Source organism: Mycobacterium sp. E2479 (assembly GCF_001667925.1).
GTDB lineage: Bacteria > Actinomycetota > Actinomycetes > Mycobacteriales > Mycobacteriaceae > Mycobacterium.
The window spans coordinates 21,204-38,907 of record NZ_LZJR01000079.1; the positions used below are offsets into that span (position 1 = coordinate 21,204).

Sequence of the window (17,704 nt, forward strand, 5' to 3'; positions counted from 1 at the left end):
CAGGTTAATCTCGGGTGGTCTGCGGTGCGCGACCGCGCATACCGCCGCGTAATCGCGCTAAGCGGCTGCAGATCTCCACGTTGGCTGCGGCGAAAGGCACGAAGTTGTTGGCGGTCGAACACGAGGCCCACAACGATGCGGTGATTGTGAGCGTCAAAGGCGATGTTGACTCCAGTACCGTCGGCGAGCTTGCCGCTCACCTGACGACCGCCCTCAGGCTGGCCTCGGCGCAGCCGGCCCGACCGGTGGTCATCGATTTGCAGGCCGTTGATTTCTTCGGGAGCGCGGCGCTGAACGCGGTGCTCGACTGTCACGAGGGCGGAAAGGCCGACGGGACCTCGGTTCGGCTGGTGGCCGACCACGACCAGGTGCTGCGACCGATCCAGGTCACCGAACTAGACCGGGTCTTCGACATCTACCCGACGCTGTCCGCGGCGTTGCAACGAAGACGGCGGTGATGGACTCGCGACTGCCGGCTGACCTGGCCGCTGCCGTTTCGCTAGGCGGTGAGATGGGCCGGCGGTTCGCCGAATACGACTGGGACACTCATCCGCTGGGACCGCCGGACCAATGGCCGGCCGAATTCCGCGCAGCGGTGACGACGGCGCTGACGTCGCGGTTTCCGATCGTGCTGTGGCTGGGGCCGCAGGATCTGTTCCTCGTCTACAACGATGCCTACATATCTGCTCTGGCCGACAAGCATCCGGCTGCCCTGGGGCGGCGCGGCCGGGAAGTGTGGTGGGACATCTGGGACTCCATCGGACCGATGCTTACGGGGGTTATTGCGACAGGTGAGGCGACGTGGTCGCGCGACCTGTTGTTGTCCATGGTGATAGAAGGTCGACGGCAAGACCGATATTTCACCTTCACCTACGGCCCGATGATCGCCACGAGCGGCGATGTCTCTGGGATTTTCTGCGCGGTCACAGAGACAACCGAGCGGGTGCTGAGCGAGCGCCGCCTGCATCTGCTCAACACGGTCGCCTCGGCGATAGTCGAGAGCCGCAGCATCGACGAGGCGGTCGGTGTCGCGGTCAGGGTGTGTGCATCGCAACCGGCCGACCTGTCCTTCATCGCCGTCTACGCCGGCAGCGGTGAGACCGGCGATGTCACGCTGCGCGGCGCGACGCCATCGGTGCTGGCGCTGCTGCCCGGCGAACTGGCGCAGCTGACCGATTGGGATGCGGCGGCGCGGTCCCGGGCCGAAAGCCAGGTCATCGAGGATGTCACCGGCGCGATCCCCGGCATCGGTGAGGTCCTGGGCGCCGACTGTCCGCGGCAAATGCTGGTGCTGCCCCTGGGGGAGGCCTTGACCACGGGGGCCTTGGTGCTCGGCGCCAGCCCCAGGCGCCCCCTCGACGCACAATTTCAAGGCTTCTGTCAGCTGCTGGCCGACCAGTTGACGTCGACATTCGCCTCGATCGTCTCCTACGAGCAGGAACGGCACCGGGCCGACGCGCTGGCCGAATTGGACCGGGCGAAGACGGCATTTCTCACCAATGTCAGCCACGAGTTCCGCACTCCGCTGACCCTGCTGCTCGGACCGCTGGACGACGCGCTGCTGGACGCGGCGCCGGAAACCCTGCTCGCGGAGCGGCTTACCACCGCAGCACGCAACGCGCGGCGCCTGCAGCGTCTGGTCGACTCGCTGCTCGACTTCTCCCGCATCGAGGCCGGCCGGGCCAACGCCAAGTTGGTGTGCACCGATGTCGGCGCCCTCACCGCGCACATCGCGTCGTCGTTCACCGAGCTGTGTCATCGCGCGGGGCTCGACCTCGAGCTGGACTGCGCGCCGGCCCTGGCCGACGTCGATCCGGGCATGTGGGAGACGATCGTTCTCAACCTGCTGTCCAATGCCGTCAAATACACGCTGCGAGGCACGATTTCGGTGCAGGTACGGACCGAATCCGATGACTGCGTGATCGACGTGCGCGACACCGGGGTCGGCATCGGCGCCGAGGATCTGAAGCAGTTGTTCGAGCGCTTCTACCGGGCCGACAACGTTCGTGGCCGCAGCGTCGAGGGCACCGGGATCGGGTTGTCTTTGGTGCGGGGCCTGGTCGAACTGCACTGCGGCACGGTGGAGATCGACAGCGAGCTGGACCGCGGAACCACCGTGACCATCCGGGTGCCGCGATCGGTCTCGGGCGCGGTGGTCGCCGCGTCGCCCGCCATGCCGGATGAAACGAATCCATATGTCGCCGAGGCGAGTCAATGGGTGACGACGGCCCCCGAACCCGTGGCCGCCGCGCCCGATAGGACGCGCCAACTCGTGCTGATCGCCGACGACAATGCGGACATGCGGGCGCACCTGGACCGGGTGCTGTCCGCCCACTGGGAGACGGCTCTGGCCGGCGATGGAGAGTCGGCGCTGGCCGCGACGCGGAGACTGCGCCCGGACGCGATCGTCACCGACGTGATGATGCCCGGGCTCGACGGCTTTGGATTTGTCACCGCCGTCCGCGCGGACCCGGAATTGGCGGCCACGCCGATCCTGATGCTGTCCGCGCGGGCCGGTCCCGAGGCGATCAACGAGGGCTATGCCGGCGGGGCCGACGACTATCTGCCCAAGCCGTTCCGGACCCAAGAGCTGATCGACCGGGTGGCGTCGAGATTGTCCGCGGTTGGCCGCGAGCGTGAGCGGCAGCGTCGCGAGGCACGGTCGGGCCTCGCCGCCGACCTGGTGCATCTCGACTCGGCGCTGCAGGGCGCCAGCTCGGTCGGCGAGATCATGGACGCCCTACTGGGCTCCTCCTTCGGCTCGGGCGACGCCGGCGCGGTCGCGATCGGTGTCGTCGACGGCGAGCGTTACCTGCGCTTCGAATACTCCGGCGATCTGCCGGCGGAGTTCCGCGACCGCTACCACGTCGTCGCGCTCGACGCCCCGTTGATCGGAGCCGACGTCGCGCGCACCGGTGAGTCGATGATCGTCGCCGACACGTTCGAGCTGCCCCCGCGCTACGCGCACGCCGTGCAGGACAGCGCGGCGAGCATCCGCGCCTGCGTGGCCCACCCGCTGCGGGATGGCGCCGGCCGGATCTTGGGTGTGCTGGCGTTGTTGTGGCCGGCTCCACGCAAATTCGACGCCACCGAACTCGATGCCTTTGCCCGTATGGCCGAGCTGACGTCCTCGGCCCTGGACCGGGTTCGGCTGATGGCCCGCGAACACGAGATTGCCATTGACTTCCAAGAGCACCTGCTCGACCTGGATCGCGGCTCTACCGCCGCGGTCGTGTCTGCCGTCTACCAGCCGGCGGGGGAGGCGATGCGGGTCGGCGGCGACTGGTATTCCGTGACCCCACTGGACCACCCCGGCAGGATCGCGATATCGGTCGGAGACGTGGTCGGGCACGGCCTCCCCGCGGCGATCGTGATGAGCAGGCTGCGCGCCGCGGTCGCGGCCTCCGCGCTGACCGCGGACGAACCGGAGGCAGTACTGGGCGCGCTGGACAGGTATGCCGCCAGCGTCGACGGCGCGCGCTGCGCGACGGTGGCCTACGCGCGGATCGACACCGAATCCCGCCGCGGCGCTGCCACCGTCAGCTACAGCTGCGCCGGGCACCCCTATCCGGTGCTGGTGCTGCCCGACGGGCAGGCGGTCTATCTGGAGTCCGGCCGGCGCGCGCCGGTTTCTGTGGCCGGAAACGGCTTCCACGATTCGGCGGACCAGTCATCCGGCGACACCGCGACGGCCGAGCTGCCGGCGGGCGGATTGATCCTGCTCTACACCGACGGACTCATCGAACGGCCCGGCGAGACGCTCGACGACGGGTTCGAGCGCCTGCGGGCGGTCGCGGCGCAATGCGCCGGCCTCCCGGTTGAACAGATTTGCGCGGAGCTGCTGACCAAGATGGCACCGCCGTCCGGTTACCGCGACGACGTCGTGGTACTCGCGCTGCGGCCGAGCCACGTGGCCGCGGGCAGCTTCGTCACCGTGGTGCCGGCCGCGCCCGCTCAGATTCCCGTCGCGCGGGAGCAGCTGCGAGATTGGCTGAACACCATCGAAGTCTTGCCGGGTCGCGAAACGGACATCTTGTTGGCGACCGGTGAAGCCGTCACCAACGCGATCGAACACGGCAGCCGAAACGAACCGCGTCAAACGGTGTCGGTCGAGGCCTTCCTGCGGCAGAACACCGTCGTGATCACTGTCAGTGACACCGGCCGATGGGTCGGCGATTCGTCGGCCAGCTTGCGCAGCCGCCGCCGCGGGCGCGGGCTGACCCTGATGAGCGGTTTGGCCGACGATGTCGAAACGCGACGCACCTCGGCCGGCACTCGGGTCACCCTGCGGTTCGACCACGCTGTCGCGCAAAGCTGAGCCGATCGGGCGGCGGCTAGGCCTCCTCCATCGCTTCCCCGAGCTCCTCCAACAGCTTGTTGTGGTGGTTGCTGGCCAGTAAGTGCCCGGCGGCGATGACCAGGGCCACCGGCCAGTCGATGAGTTCGAGGGCCGCCAGGGCCGCCAGCCCGCCGAAGTAGGCCAACTGCTCTGGCCTGGGGATTTCCATCTGACCGACCGCCGGCAGGTTGACCACAAAGGTTTCGCCCTCGCGGATCTTCTGCACCGCCTCGCGCTGCGACGTGCCGCGCCGCGACTTCTTTTCCGCCATCATTTGCCTTTCGGTAACGAGAGGTTTCCCATCTCGCTGGGTCGCGGGTCCACCGTCGGAACTATGTCGACGATGACCGACACCGGGGGCGATCCGCTAGTTTCATCGTTTGCTTCGGTGCTGAAGGTGCCGCTACTCGAACTCTATGCGCTGTTGTGGCGCGTCGGGGTGGTCGAGATTCGGCAAGACGATCGGGTTCCTCGTCGCGGCGCGAAGGTTCCGTCCGGGGTGGTTCAGGGCCCGATCTGTCCGGATCCATCTGCTCACTCCGACGATCGCGTGGTGCGCTGGCCGTTGGCGCAATTGGCTTCGGCGGTCTTTAGCGAAGCAGCCGGCTGATCGGCAGCGGATTCGCCTAGTTGGTGCTGCGCAACCCCGTGGTGCCGGCCCGGCGTCCGGCCGTTTTCTTGGCCGGGGAATTGCCGGGGGTTTTCGCGGGCGCCTTCTTCTGCGTCGGCGGCTCGGCCGGAACCGCCTTGAGGTCCGCCTTGACCGCGCGGGGCTCGGCCTCGTGCTTGCGGCTCAACCTCTGCAACAGCAAGGCGCTGCCGCCGACGGCCAGCAGCACCGGCCACTCCACCAATCCGGCGACGCCCAGCGCGCCGAAGGCCAGCGCGGCCGCGGGCGCCGAGTGGCTACCGCTGTTCATGCCGCGCTTGACGCCCTCCGCGGCTCCGGTGACGCCGCCGATGACCCCGTTGACCGCCGCGCCACCGACGGCACCGGCGGCTGCGGTCGTCGCGGTCGCCGCGCGGTTCACCGCCTGACTCACGCCTCGGAATGCTCCGCCGATGACACTCATGATGACTCCCTGCCATTGCTGCTAATCCCCAAAGCCTGCCACCATGTCATCGCGCAGACAACGAGAAGCACCTGAGAATTGCGTGAGCTTGATGTGAGTGGGTCTGGCCCGTCCTTATGGCCGCGGCTCGTCTCGCCTCACATCAATGAGCACCGGCGCGTGATCGCTGGCCGCCTTGCCTTTGCGTTCTTCGCGGACGATCTGGGCGTCGATCACGCGGCCCGCCAAGGCCGGTGAGCCGAGGATGAAATCGATGCGCATGCCTTGTCGTTTCGGGAACCGCAGCTGGGTGTAGTCCCAGTAGGTGTAGACCCCGGGGCCCGGCGCGAAAGGGCGCACCACGTCGGCGAATTGCGCATCGACGATGGCGTGGAACGCGCGGCGCTCCGGTGCGGAGACGTGCGTGGCGTCGGCGAAGAACTCCATACTCCAGACGTCGTCGTCTTGCGGGGCGATGTTCCAGTCGCCGGCCAGCGCGATGGCCGCGGTGGGATCGTCGCGCAACCAACTCGATGCCGAATTACGCAGTGCCGCAAGCCATTCAAGCTTGTACGTGTAGTGCGGGTCGCCCAGGGCCCGGCCGTTGGGAACGTAGAGACTCCACATCCGGACGCCACCGCACGTGGCGGCCAACGCACGGGCCTCCGCGGTGGCGGCGACTTCCGGCTTGCTACTCCAGGTGGGTTGACCCTCGAATCCGATCTGCACGTCGCCCAGGCCGACGCGGGAGGCGATCGCCACGCCGTTCCACTGGTTGAAACCGACGTGGGCCACCTCGTAGCCGAGTTCGAAGAACGGCAACGTGGGGAACTGGGCGTCGGAGCATTTGGTTTCCTGCATGGCCAGCACGTCGACGTCGGCGCGGGCCAGCCAGTCGGTGACGCGGTGCAGCCGGGAACGAATCGAGTTGACATTCCAGGTGGCCATCCGAAGCGTCGATCGCAAGTGCGGCGACGGCTGGGGCGGCGCGTCGCCGCCACCATCAACCGTCCCGTCGGGCATGGCTAGACGTTAGCCCAGCCGTCCGGGCGCACCGGCACGTAGCGACGGCGGTGGTGTAGACGGAATCCCAACGCGGCGGCAAGCGTCGTCACGCCGACGTCGGGTACCCGCAGGTAGCCGCGCGTTGCTCCACGGTCGGCCCCCCACGCCAACAGTGCCCCGCACAGGTCCGCCGCCGATCGCTCGTCGGCGTCCGGCGCCCAGCGCACGGCCGAGATGCCCACCCAGCGTTCGCCGCCGGGTGCGTCGGTCACGGCGGCACGCGCGACCGCTGTGTCACCGTGCGCGCCGAAGGCGAGCTCGCCGTCGATGACGGCGGTGAGCACGTCGACCGGGATCTCGCCGCCGGATATCCGCAACCACGCGTCATCGGGGCGCGGCGACAGTCTGACGGACGGGCCGGCGCTGTGGGCGGCCGCGTCGGAAAGATCGCGCACCACAACCCGTTCCGTGCGTTCGCCGGTCAAGCCGGCCGGCAGTTCCAGCAGGCGGTCGGGCAGGGCAAGTCGTGGCGTCAGGCCGCGGCCCTGGTACCATTCGACGATCGCCGGTAGGCAGCTCAGCTGAGCGGAAAGTGCCAGCGGCACTGCGGAATTCGCGGCAAGGCCGGCACCGTGGCCGGCCCGCAGGAGCCAGCCGTCCAGCCAAAGATGCTGTGCGCCCGGCCAGGCGGTGGCGGCGGCGTGTTCGAGCGCGCGGATGTGTGACGTGCGGATCGGGGTGTCGGTGAGCACCCGCAGCGCGACCGCATCGGCGGGTGCGAACTCGACGACGGCGCCGGTCTTCGTCCGCACCCGCACCATCGGGTCGACGGCCAGCAGCTGACCCACCGCGTCGGTCAACGGCGGCACCGAACCGGCCGGGCGGCGGTAGCGAACCGTCACCCGGGTACCCGGGTCGGGCCACGAAACCATCAGTGCCCGAACGGATCCGGTCCTTCGCCGGGCGTCCAAGAGAGGCCCGGAACGCCCCAGTTGTGGGATTTGACGGCGCGTTTCGCGCTACGCGCGTGCCGGCCGATGAGACGGTCCAGATACAGAAAGCCATCCAGGTGCCCGGTCTCGTGCTGCAGCATCCGTGCGAACAGGTCATTGCCTTCGATACAGACCGGTTTGCCGTCGGCGTCGAGTCCGGTGACGCGGGCCCACTTCGCGCGGCCGGTGGGGAAGGACTCGCCGGGCACCGACAGGCAGCCCTCGTCGTCGTTGTCCGGGTCGGGCATGGTCTCGGGTATCTCGGAGGTTTCCAGGACTGGGTTGACGACGACACCGCGGCGGCGGTCGGCGCGGCCCCGGTCGTCGGCGCAGTCATAAACGAAGACCCGCAAGCCGACCCCGATCTGGTTGGCCGCCAGCCCGACCCCGTGCGCGGCGTCCATGGTGTCGTACATGTTCGCGATCAGCTCGGCCAGATCCGCCGGCAGCGAACCGTCGGCAGCGACCGGCACCGGCTGCGTCGGGGTATGCAGGACGGGATCTCCCACGATGCGGATCGGAACGACTGCCATGGTCGGCTAAGCTACCGCACGCCCTTGGGTTGCCCAGCCTGCGATCTCGGAGTCTGGGCCATCTTGGCCAATCGGCCGACTCGCGGGTCTGGATGACGGCTTGAGGGTTTGGCGCGTGTTTCAATTATCGCCGAAACACGCCCTTAGCTAAGTCAAGTCATTCGAGCAGTTCGGAATTCGCCGAAAGGGTCCAGGGGAAGCGATATGGACAGCGCCATGGCGCGGGCAAATCGATCGGGGGACGACTCTGAGATCGCAGATGGGCTGACCCGCCGCGAGCACGACATCCTGGCCTTCGAGCGCCAGTGGTGGAAGTTCGCCGGTGTGAAGGAAGACGCCATCAAGGAGTTGTTCTCGATGTCGGCAACGCGTTACTACCAAGTGCTCAACGCGCTCGTCGACCGGCCCGAGGCGCTGGCCGCCGACCCGATGCTGGTGAAACGGCTGCGCAGGCTGCGTGCCGGCAGGCAGAAGGCACGCGCGGCACGGCGCCTCGGCTTCGAGGTGACCTGACTCGTTACAGTAGGGCTCGATGAAAGAACGAGTTCCCGACTCCACTGGGCTGCCCCTGCGGGCCATGGTGATGGTGCTGTTGTTCCTCGGCGTCATCTTCCTGCTGCTCGGTTGGCAGGCTCTGGGTTCTTCCGGGAGCTCTGACGACGATTCGGCGTCGGCGGTGTCCACCTCGAGCGTCACCAGCTCGACGACGACATCCCCCACCAACAAGCCGGCGAGCAACCAGGCCGAGGTGCAGATCTACAACATCTCCGCGAAAGAGGGTGTCGCCGCGCGCACTAAGGACCAGCTGACGTCCGCCGGATTCAAAGTCACCAAGGTCGACAACATGACCGTGCCCGACGTCTCGACCACCACGGTCTACTACACCGACGCCGGTGACGAACACGCCACCGCCGATGCGGTGGGCAAGAACCTGGGCGCACCCGTCGAACCGCGAATCCCCGCGCTCAGCGCGGAGCCGCCGGGTGTCATCGTCCTTGTGGCGGGCTGATTCGACTGCCCGACTCCTCAGCGAGCCGTTCCGGCTAACCTCGCCGCCGGGCTAGGCTGCTGGTTATGCGTAACCTGCCCTGTTTGGTTCTGGCCGGTTGTGTCGTGTTGCTGGGTGCTTGTTCGTCGCCCGAGCGGGCGTCCTCGGTTCCGGGCACCACTCCAGCGGTTTGGACCGGATCGCCATCGCCGGCTGGCGCCAAAGCCTCGGAGCCTGGAGGGGGGGCGGCCCCGAGCATGACCACGCACCTGAAGGCCCCGGACGGTACCCAGGTGGCCACCGCGGCGTTCGAATTCGACAACGGGTACGCCACCGTCACCATCGAGACGACGGCCAACGGTGTGCTTACACCGGGCTTCCACGATGTGCACATTCACAAGGTCGGCAAGTGCGAGCCCAACTCGGTGGCCCCGACCGGCGGCGCGCCGGGGGACTTCCTGTCCGCCGGCGACCACTTTCAGGCGCCCGGGCACAGCGGCGAGCCCGCGAGCGGAGACCTGCCCACCTTGCTGGTGCGCAAGGACGGCTCCGGAAGGTTGGTCACTACCACGGACGCATTCGCCATGGAGGATCTGCTCACCGGGCAGAAGACCGCGATCATCATCCACGCCGGTGCGGCCAGCTCCGCCAACGCCCCATCGGGGGGCAACAACCAGACCAATGGCACGCCGGGCCCCCGCGACATGACGATGAGTACCGGTGACCCCGGCAAGCGGGTGGCGTGCGGTGTCATCGGTGCCGGTTAACAGGGCCAACACCCACATCGATTTCGCCCGCTCACCACGGCCGACCCTCGGGGTCGAGTGGGAGTTCGCGCTCGTCGATGCGCAGACCCGCGACCTGAGCAACGAAGCCACCGCGGTGATCGCCGAGATCGGCGAAAACCCGCGCGTACACAAGGAATTGCTGCGCAACACCGTCGAGGTGGTCACCGGCATCTGCCGCACCGCGGGCGAGGCCATGGAGGATCTGCGGCAGACCCTGGGGCCGGCGCGACGCATCGTCCGGGATCGCGGCATGGAGTTGTTCTGTGCCGGGGCACATCCTTTCGCGCAGTGGAGTTCTCAGAAGTTCACCGATGCCCCGCGCTACGCCGAGTTGATCAAGCGCACCCAATGGTGGGGACGGCAGATGCTGATCTGGGGCGTGCACGTGCACGTCGGCATCTCCTCGCCGAACAAGGTGATGCCGATCATGACCTCGCTGCTGAACTACTACCCGCACCTGCTGGCGCTGTCGGCGTCGTCACCGTGGTGGACGGGCGTGGACACCGGATACGCCAGCAACCGGGCGATGATGTTCCAGCAGTTGCCCACCGCCGGGCTGCCGTTCCAATTCCAGACGTGGGCGGAATTCGAACGTTTCGTCTACGACCAGAAGAAGACCGGCATCATCGACCATGTCGACGAAGTCCGTTGGGACATCAGGCCTTCCCCACACCTGGGCACGCTCGAAATGCGGATCTGCGATGGCGTGTCCAACCTGCGCGAGCTGGGCGCCCTGGTCGCGCTGACCCACTGCCTGGTGGTCGACCTGGACCGCAGACTGGAAGCCGACGAGTCGTTGCCGAGCATGCCGCCCTGGCACAACCAGGAGAACAAGTGGCGCGCCGCCCGCTACGGTCTGGACGCGGTCATCATCCTGGACGCTGACAGCAATGAGCGGTTGGTCACCGAGGATCTCGACGACGTGCTGAACCGGCTGGAGCCGGTGGCCAAGAAGTTGGATTGCGTCGACGAGCTTGCCGCGGTGGCCGACATTCCGCGGCAAGGCGCCTCCTACCAGCGGCAGCGCCGGGTGGCCGAAGAACATGACGGCGACCTGCGTGCGGTCGTCGATGCGCTGGTGGCCGAACTGGAGATCTGATGACGGAAGCCCTTGAGCTCGCGATGTTTCCGCTGGAGTCGGCGCTGCTACCCGACCAAGATCTGCCGTTGCGGATCTTCGAGCCACGCTATGGCGAGCTGGTGCGGCATTGTATGGACACCGGCGACCCGTTCGGGGTGGTACTGATCTCGCGCGGGCGTGAGGTCGGTGGCGGTGAGGCACGTTGCGACGTCGGCGTGTTGTCCCGGATTGCCGAGTGCATCGACCACGGCGCCGGGCGGTATTCGCTGAATTGCCGTACCGGAGAACGTATTCGAGTGAAAGAATGGCTGCCCGACGACCCGTACCCGCGGGCGGTGATCGCGCCGTGGCCCGACGAGTCCGGTGATGCGGTGTCGGACACCCAGCTGCTCGAGGTCGAAGACCGGGCCATGGCACTGTTCGAGCGCATTGCGCGGGCGCGCGACATCAATCTTCCGGGCCGTGAGGTGATTTTGGCATATGACCGGACCGGCTCAGCGGGGAAGCGCTTGTTCGCGTTGGCGTCTCGCATTCCGATCGGCACGGCCGACCGCTACTCGGTGCTGTCGGCGCCGGGAGCCGCCGACCGCCTTGTCGCGCTGCGCGAGGCGGTGGACGCGGTCGCCGAAGTGGTGGAGTTTCAGCTTTCCGAATGACCGGGCGGGGTGAAGGACGGACGGATGAAGGTGCAGCTTCGGGTCAGCGGTTCGCCGGTGCGGGCGGCGGCAAGCGCCGCCGACATGATCGGCGCCCCGCATCGGGTGCCGGTCCTGTCATGAGCGCCGACCTGACGGTCGAAATCGATTCGGGCGTGGCGGTGCTCACGCTCAACCGGCCCGCCCACCTCAACGCCTACACCGCCGAAATGGGCGCGCTGCTGAGCCGCGCATACCGGGATTGCGACGAGGACGACGACGTCCGAGCCATCGTGCTGACCGGGGCGGGTCGTGCATTTTGCGCCGGGGCCGACTTTTCCGGCGACGCACGCCCGTTCAGCGCACCCACCGACTCCCGCCCGACCGGCACGTTCTCGGCCTCGCCGATCACCCCGGCGGCGTTCGAGTTGCGTAAACCGGTGATCGCCGCGGTCAACGGCCACGCCATCGGCATCGGGCTGACCATTGCGTTGCAGGCCGACATCCGCGTCGTGGCCGAGAACGCGAAATACGGTGTGGTGCAGGTCCGCCGGGGGGTGCTGCCCGACTGCATGTCGCACTGGACGCTCACCCAGTTGACCAACCTGGGGGTGGCCGCAGACATCCTGCTCACCGGGCGCACGTTCGGCGGGACCGAGGCAGCCGCGCTCGGCGTCGCCACCCGCGCTCTGCCCGCCGAACAGGTGCTCGACCATGCCCTGTCGCTGGCCCGCGACATCGCGATCAACGTGTCACCGATGTCGGCGGCGCTGTGCAAACGCCTGCTGTGGGACAGCGCGATCAATCGCTACACGCCGCGACAGGTCGCCTCGCTGGAAACCCTTGTGCACGAATGGCTGATGGGCGGTGCCGACGCCGACGAAGGCGTCGCCGCGTTCCTCGAGCACCGGCCGCCGCGCTTCACCTCGCGACTGTCCCGCGAATGGGCGCCACTTCCCGAGCCATGAACCGGCGCACGGTCAGGTTGTGGCACAAAACCTTCGGAGAGGTCCCACAGCCCGGCCTCGCGTTGGTCACGCGGATCAACCTATCGGCGCCATGGCGCGCCCCCGGCTCGCGCTGCGTCGCATGAGTTGCGGCGCCACCATGCGATGCAGTGGGCCGATCAACGCCCACACCGCCCGCGCTGTCACTCGGCGTCGGTAGTGCAGGCGGGTGGTCAGGACCGCCCGCCGACCGTCCTGGCGGCGCAACGTCAGCTCGCCGCGCATCAGCGGCCCGCGCGTCGCCAGCACCAGTTCGTCGGGATCCGAACGAACGATCGACCAGCCGATGAGGTGACCGGCCGAGCGGGGCGGGCCCAGCCGCAACATCAGTACATTGCGGTGGACCCACGCCACCAGGCGCCCGCCCCCGGTTGGCTTATCGCCGAGCCCGTCGCGAAATGCTTGTTCGGCGGTGCGCGTGTCGCCGGCGGCGATAGGCACCTCGAACACGTCCACGTAATCGGCCGCGGTCGCACCGGTGCCGGCCCGCTCGTCGAGGACCGCTGCGGCAACGCGTTTCAGGGTCCGCCGCACGACGATGCGATGCCCGCCGGTGCCGATCACCAGCGCCCGATAGGTCTTGCCGCGGATACCTGGGAAGTCCGCCCAGGTGGCCGCCCGCAGCCGGGTGCGCGCGGGGCCGTCGAGCGCGTCCAGCTCGAACACCCATCGGTAGACCGCGAACCAGTGGCGCCCCTTGAGCGCGAATCGCGCCGGCGGTCGGGCTTCGTCGAGGGTGAAGCCGAAGGGCACGGTCGACGGGTCGTGCGGATCGCGGCACATCACCCGCAGCAGCGCCGCCCACGTGTCTTCGCTGCCGGCGTCGATGGTTATGGCATGCTCATCAATATAGGGTAATCGTTCCATATAGAAGGAATGTACTAGATCGTGGCACCTCCGCGGAAGCACGAAACCGATGTGATCCTCGACGCGGCTCGAGCACTGGTGCTCGACGGTGGTCCGCGCGCGGCCAGCGTGGCCGCAATCGCGAAAGCCAGCGGCGCGCCCGCGGGCACGCTGTATCACCGGTTCGGCAACCGCGACGGCATCCTGACCGCGGCGTGGCTGCGCGCGCTGGAACGCTTCCAGACGCGCGCAATGGCCGCCAACGGCGACAACCCGACGGACACCGCCGTGGCGATGGCCGTGGCCGCCGTCGGCTTCGCGCGGGCCCTGCCCGACGACGCCCGGCTGTTGTTGACCATCCGCCCCGGCGACCTGCTCGACGACGAGCCGGACGCGGCATTCCAGCAGACCCTTGCCGCGATGAACGCCCCGCTGACCCAGCGCATCGCGGTGTTGGCCCGGCAACTGTATGGCAACGGCAAACCGCGATCCGTCGACGCCGTCGCGCGGGCGGTCGCCGACCTGCCCTACGCCGTGGTGCGGCGCCACGCGCGCGATGACCCGATGCCGACCTGGCTGGAAAAGGACGTCGCGGCGTCGGCCCTGGCCGTGCTACAAAGCTTTGGCGAACGCTCGTAGCGATTCGACCTGCGTGGGATCCAAGGATGGACGGACGTTTTCGTGTGCCGCGGCGAGGTCGGCGGCCGTCACATCGGTGGCGTCGATGGATCGACGCATGGCCGTCAGTGCGGCCTCTCGCAGCAGCGCCACGCAGTCGGCGGCGCTGTAGCCATCGAGTCCGGCCGCTACCTGATCCAGATCGACGTCGGCGCTCAGCGGAATGGATTTGCCTGCGGTGCGCAGGATTTCGCGGCGGGCCGCCGCATCGGGCGGTTCGACGAAGACCAGCCGCTCCAGCCGGCCGGGTCGCAGCAGCGCGGGGTCGATGAGATCCGGCCGGTTGGTGGCGCCCAGCACGACCACGTCGCGCAGCGGGTCGACGCCGTCGAGCTCGGTCAGCAGCGCGGCGACCACTCGATCGGTCACGCCCGAATCGAAGCTCTGCCCACGCCGCGGCGCCAGTGCGTCCACCTCATCGAGGAAGACCAGCGACGGCGCCGAATCGCGCGCGCGCCGAAATAGTTCGCGCACAGCCTTTTCCGAGCTGCCCACCCATTTGTCCATCAGCTCGGAGCCCTTAACGGCGTGCACGGACAACTGCCCCGTGCTGGCCAGCGCCCGCACGATGAAGGTCTTGCCGCAGCCCGGCGGCCCGTACAGCAGCACCCCGCGCGGCGGCTCCACCCCCAACCGCGCGAACGTGTCCGGATGCTGTAGCGGCCATAACACGGCCTCGGTCAGCGCCTGTCTGGCCTCGGCCATGTCGCCGACGTCGTCGAGCGTGATGTTGCCGACGCTGACTTCCTCGCTGGCCGAGCGAGACAGCGGCCGAATGACGGTCAACGCACCGATGAGGTCCTCCTGCTTCAGCTCGGGCGGCCGGCCGTCGGCGCTGGCCCGCGACGCGGCCCGCAGCGCTGCCTCGCGCACCAGTGCGGCCAGGTCGGCGACAACGAAACCCGGTGTTCGAGAGGCGATCTCGTCGAGGTCTAGATCCCCGGTCGGCACGTTTCGCAGCAGCGATTCCAGTAGCGCTTTGCGGGTGCCGGCGTCCGGAAGCGGCAGGCCCAGCTCGCGGTCGCACAGATCGGGGGCCCGCAACCGGGCGTCGAGCGCATCAGGTCGCGCGGAGGTGGCGATCAGGGCGACGCCCTCGCTGGCCACGGCGGTACGCAGCTCGCTCAGGATCAGCGAGGCCACCGGCTCGGCGGTGGCCGGCAGTAGGGCATCGACATCGGTGATCAGCAGCACGCCGCCACCGTCGCGGACCGTTTGCACCGCGGAAGCCACTGCCTTGAGCCGATCTTCGGCACCCAGCGCGCCGACCTCCGGGCCGTCAAGTGTGACCAGCCTGCGATCGCCGCACACCGCGCGCACCAGCGTCACCTTGCCCACGCCGGCCGGGCCCGACACCAGCACGCCGAGGTTGGCACCGGCGCCCAATGTCTTGAGCAGGTGTGGTTCGTCGAGCGCCAGCTTGAGCCATTCGACGAGCTTGGCCGCCTGCGGCTGGGTGCCTTTCAGTTCTTCGACGACCATCTCCGGCCTGGCGACTTCGACCGAAATCTGCGACGATGCCCGCGCCCCGGACACAACACCGGCGCCCCAGGTGACCAGCGAGTTGGGCTGCACGCTCACGGGTCCCTCGGGCTCGACGCCGGTGACGGTGAGCAGCTCCGAGGTCCAGCTGATGCCCACCGCGGTGGCCAGGGCGCGGGTGGCCTCCGACGTCGACGTGCCGGGACCCAGGTCGCGGGGCAGCAGCGATACGGCGTCGCCGACGGTAAGCACCTTGCCCAGCAAGGCTTGTCGCAGCGTGACCGGCGTGACCGACTGGGTGGCCAGCGCCGAGCCGGCCAGCGTCACCGACCGCGCGCCGTAGACGGTGACCGTGCCGACGACCACCGGGGTTCCCTCGCGCAGTCCCGCGTTGGACAGCGTCACGTCATCGAGCAGCACGTTGCTGACGGGCGTGCCCGGGCCGGCCAGGGCGGCGACGGCCGCCGTCGTGCGCGATCCGATCAGCGACACCGCGTCCCATTCCCGAATCCCCAGTGCGGCAATGGCATTCGGATGTAACCGAATGACGCCGCGGCGGGAGTCGACGGCCGAGGTGTTCAGCCGGGCGGTCAGGGTGAGCTGACGGACCGAGCCGGAGCGGTGTGCGTCGTCGCCGGAGCGACTCACGGCAAGCGCCTGCCCGGCTTGCGCAGGCCCAGCCGCGCCACCGACCGGCGGTTGGGCTGTGCCCGGCGGATCGCCCGCCGCGCCGCGCGGCGCTGCTTGGGTGCGTCATCCCACGCCTCGGGGTGCGCGGCCAGCCAGCGCGAGTTGCGGATGGCGAACGGTATGTGGCACAGGTAGACGACGATGATCACCCAGATCAACATGTAGGGGGCCAGCACCGCCGCCGCCGCGCAGATCGCCAGGAGCGCGAGCAGGGGCGCCGCCCAACTCGGCGGCACGGCGACCGCGTGCATCTTGCGCATCGGGATCTTGCTGACCATCAGGATCGAGGTCCCGGTGATCCAGATGCACAGGAACAGTGGCGAGGTCCACCAGCCGTCGCCGAACTGCAGTTTGAGTCCGATGAGACCGATCATCGAGATCGCGCCGGCCGGCGCGGGCATGCCGACGAAGAATTCGTGCGCGTAGGAGGGCTGGCTGCCGTCGTCTAGCAATGCGTTGAATCGCGCCAACCGCAACACCACACAAACCGCATAGAGCAGGATCACCACCCACCCGGCCGGCGACGTGGTCAACAGCGTCACGTAAATCACGATCGCCGGGGTTACGCCGAAGTTCACCGCGTCGGCCAGCGAGTCGATCTCTTCGCCCATCCGCGACTGGGCGTCCAGGATGCGAGCCACTCGCCCGTCGAGTCCGTCCAGGATGGCGGCCGCGGCAATCAGCGCCATCGCCGCCTTGGGCTGGTGCTCGAGGGCGAACCGGATCGACGTCAGTCCTGCGCAGACGGAGAGCACCGTCATGGCACTCGGCAGGATCTGCAGGTTGACCGCCGGGCGCCCGCGCGGCTTGCTGATCATCGCAGCTCGGCCAAGACAGTCTCGCCGGCGATCGCCCGCTGGCCCACCTTCACCAGCGGTTCGGAACCCGCCGGCAAGTAGGTGTCCAGCCGGGAGCCGAACCGGATAAGGCCGTAGGTGTCACCGACCGACAGCTTGTCCCCGACGTGCGCGTCGCAGATGATGCGGCGGGCGAGCAACCCGGCGACCTGCACCGCGACGACGTCCGCGCCGCTGGCGGTGCGCAGGTGCAGGCTGGTGCGTTCGTTCTCGGTGCTCGCCGAGGCCAGGTCGGCCGAGCCGAATCGGCCCGGCCGGTGCTGCACGGCGACTACCTCGCCGCTGACCGGAGCGCGCTGCACATGGGCGTCCAACAGCGACAGGAAGATGCTGACTCGCGGCAGCGGTGCGTCGCCCATGCTCAGTTCGGCGGGCGGGGCGGCGAAGTCGATCACGCAGATCTCGCCGTCGGCGGGGGCGACGATCGCGCCGGGCCGGGTGGGGGGCACCCGCGGCGGATGACGGAAGAACCCCGCGCAGGCCCCGGCGGCCAGCAGTCCCGCCCGTCGCACCCATCGGTGCTTGCGCCCGACGAGGGCCAGCGCCAGGCCGCCGCCGATGAACGGCCGTCCGGCCGGATGCACCGGCGGGATGGCGGAGCGCACCAACTCCAGCGCGTGTTGCGGGCTAAAGCTCGGGTCCGAAGCCGTGGGGCCGATAGTGCGGGGGCGTCGTGCCACGCGGCCATCTTACGGAGCCCGCCGTTGATTCGTAGACGCCCGCAGCGGGAA

General features: G+C 68.6%; 19 protein-coding genes. 10 read left to right on the forward strand and 9 right to left on the reverse strand.

The genetic code is table 11. From position 1 onward, the window contains the following. The first annotated feature begins 104 nt into the window (after nt 1-104). Together A5686_RS10810 and A5686_RS10815 are read left to right on the forward strand one after the other, a co-directional pair. Nucleotides 105-458 carry an STAS domain-containing protein gene (locus A5686_RS10810; protein ID WP_067933995.1) on the forward strand — a complete coding sequence of 118 codons (354 nt, stop codon included), beginning with the start codon at nt 105-107 and terminating at the stop codon, nt 456-458. Further along, nucleotides 458-4,318 (forward strand): SpoIIE family protein phosphatase, encoded by a 3,861-nt coding sequence (locus A5686_RS10815; protein WP_067933931.1) that lies wholly within the window; start codon nt 458-460, stop codon nt 4,316-4,318. Before A5686_RS10810 ends, A5686_RS10815 begins: the two co-directional genes overlap by 1 nt. A gap of 16 nt (nt 4,319-4,334) precedes the next feature. On the opposite strand, the gene A5686_RS10820 is transcribed toward A5686_RS10815, so the two are convergent. Continuing rightward, a complete protein-coding gene (locus A5686_RS10820; protein ID WP_156750034.1) occupies nt 4,335-4,610 on the reverse strand; it encodes a hypothetical protein in 276 nt (91 codons plus the stop codon). Between the two features lie 72 nt (nt 4,611-4,682). Here A5686_RS10820 and A5686_RS10825 point away from each other — a divergent pair, with 72 nt between their 5' ends. Continuing rightward, a complete protein-coding gene (locus A5686_RS10825) occupies nt 4,683-4,949 on the forward strand; it encodes an Rv1535 domain-containing protein (protein WP_067933934.1) in 267 nt (88 codons plus the stop codon). A gap of 16 nt (nt 4,950-4,965) precedes the next feature. On the opposite strand, the gene A5686_RS10830 is transcribed toward A5686_RS10825, so the two are convergent. The 4 genes from A5686_RS10830 to A5686_RS10845 all read right to left on the reverse strand — a co-directional run bounded on the left by A5686_RS10830 (nt 4,966) and on the right by A5686_RS10845 (nt 7,921). Then, on the reverse strand, nt 4,966-5,412 hold the full coding sequence (locus tag A5686_RS10830; protein ID WP_067933936.1) for a hypothetical protein: 447 nt from the start codon (nt 5,410-5,412) through the stop codon (nt 4,966-4,968). Nucleotides 5,413-5,526: 114 nt separating this feature from the next. Continuing rightward, nucleotides 5,527-6,339: an exodeoxyribonuclease III gene (locus A5686_RS10835; RefSeq protein WP_067933998.1), complete on the reverse strand. Its 813-nt coding sequence runs from the start codon at nt 6,337-6,339 to the stop codon at nt 5,527-5,529. 77 nt (nt 6,340-6,416) lie between these two features. Further along, nucleotides 6,417-7,328, reverse strand: a complete 912-nt coding sequence (locus A5686_RS10840) for a GCN5 family acetyltransferase (protein WP_067933938.1) — start codon at nt 7,326-7,328, stop codon at nt 6,417-6,419. Beyond that, the gene (locus A5686_RS10845) at nt 7,328-7,921 is read right to left on the reverse strand and encodes a peptide deformylase (RefSeq protein WP_067933940.1); all 594 of its coding nucleotides are present in this window, start codon (nt 7,919-7,921) and stop codon (nt 7,328-7,330) included. Before A5686_RS10845 ends, A5686_RS10840 begins: the two co-directional genes overlap by 1 nt. 204 nt (nt 7,922-8,125) lie before the next feature. Here A5686_RS10845 and A5686_RS10850 point away from each other — a divergent pair, with 204 nt between their 5' ends. The 6 genes from A5686_RS10850 (at nt 8,126) to A5686_RS10875 (ending at nt 12,381) form a co-directional block, all read left to right on the forward strand. Then, nucleotides 8,126-8,434 (forward strand): DUF3263 domain-containing protein, encoded by a 309-nt coding sequence (locus tag A5686_RS10850; RefSeq protein ID WP_067933941.1) that lies wholly within the window; start codon nt 8,126-8,128, stop codon nt 8,432-8,434. Nucleotides 8,435-8,453: 19 nt separating this feature from the next. Beyond that, a complete protein-coding gene (locus A5686_RS10855) occupies nt 8,454-8,930 on the forward strand; it encodes a LytR C-terminal domain-containing protein (RefSeq protein ID WP_067933943.1) in 477 nt (158 codons plus the stop codon). Between the two features lie 65 nt (nt 8,931-8,995). Then, a complete protein-coding gene (locus A5686_RS10860) occupies nt 8,996-9,676 on the forward strand; it encodes a superoxide dismutase family protein (protein WP_067933945.1) in 681 nt (226 codons plus the stop codon). Then, nucleotides 9,657-10,796 carry a glutamate--cysteine ligase gene (locus tag A5686_RS10865; protein WP_197520547.1) on the forward strand — a complete coding sequence of 380 codons (1,140 nt, stop codon included), beginning with the start codon at nt 9,657-9,659 and terminating at the stop codon, nt 10,794-10,796. The genes A5686_RS10860 and A5686_RS10865 overlap by 20 nt, the downstream gene beginning before the upstream one ends. Continuing rightward, nucleotides 10,796-11,434: an LON peptidase substrate-binding domain-containing protein gene (locus A5686_RS10870; RefSeq protein WP_067933948.1), complete on the forward strand. Its 639-nt coding sequence runs from the start codon at nt 10,796-10,798 to the stop codon at nt 11,432-11,434. The genes A5686_RS10865 and A5686_RS10870 overlap by 1 nt, the downstream gene beginning before the upstream one ends. 119 nt (nt 11,435-11,553) lie before the next feature. Beyond that, nucleotides 11,554-12,381, forward strand: coding sequence for an enoyl-CoA hydratase-related protein (locus tag A5686_RS10875; protein WP_067933950.1), 828 nt, complete (start codon nt 11,554-11,556; stop codon nt 12,379-12,381). 75 nt (nt 12,382-12,456) lie between these two features. Here A5686_RS10875 and A5686_RS10880 read toward each other — a convergent pair whose 3' ends face one another. Next, complete coding sequence (locus tag A5686_RS10880) at nt 12,457-13,287, reverse strand: DUF2867 domain-containing protein (protein ID WP_067933952.1); 831 nt, start codon at nt 13,285-13,287, stop codon at nt 12,457-12,459. Between the two features lie 21 nt (nt 13,288-13,308). Here A5686_RS10880 and A5686_RS10885 point away from each other — a divergent pair, with 21 nt between their 5' ends. Further along, complete coding sequence (locus A5686_RS10885) at nt 13,309-13,905, forward strand: TetR/AcrR family transcriptional regulator (protein WP_067933954.1); 597 nt, start codon at nt 13,309-13,311, stop codon at nt 13,903-13,905. On the opposite strand, the gene A5686_RS10890 is transcribed toward A5686_RS10885, so the two are convergent. Genes A5686_RS10890 through A5686_RS10900 form a run of 3 tightly spaced genes read right to left on the reverse strand, consistent with a single transcriptional unit; the run spans nt 13,879 to nt 17,653 of the window. Next, the gene (locus A5686_RS10890; RefSeq protein ID WP_067933956.1) at nt 13,879-16,074 is read right to left on the reverse strand and encodes an AAA family ATPase; all 2,196 of its coding nucleotides are present in this window, start codon (nt 16,072-16,074) and stop codon (nt 13,879-13,881) included. The genes A5686_RS10885 and A5686_RS10890 overlap by 27 nt on opposite strands. Continuing rightward, nucleotides 16,071-16,934: a CDP-diacylglycerol--serine O-phosphatidyltransferase gene (gene pssA, locus A5686_RS10895; RefSeq protein WP_067933957.1), complete on the reverse strand. Its 864-nt coding sequence runs from the start codon at nt 16,932-16,934 to the stop codon at nt 16,071-16,073. The genes A5686_RS10890 and pssA overlap by 4 nt, the downstream gene beginning before the upstream one ends. Then, the gene (locus A5686_RS10900) at nt 16,931-17,653 is read right to left on the reverse strand and encodes a phosphatidylserine decarboxylase (RefSeq protein WP_197520546.1); all 723 of its coding nucleotides are present in this window, start codon (nt 17,651-17,653) and stop codon (nt 16,931-16,933) included. The genes pssA and A5686_RS10900 overlap by 4 nt, the downstream gene beginning before the upstream one ends. Between the last annotated feature and the right edge of the window lie 51 nt (nt 17,654-17,704).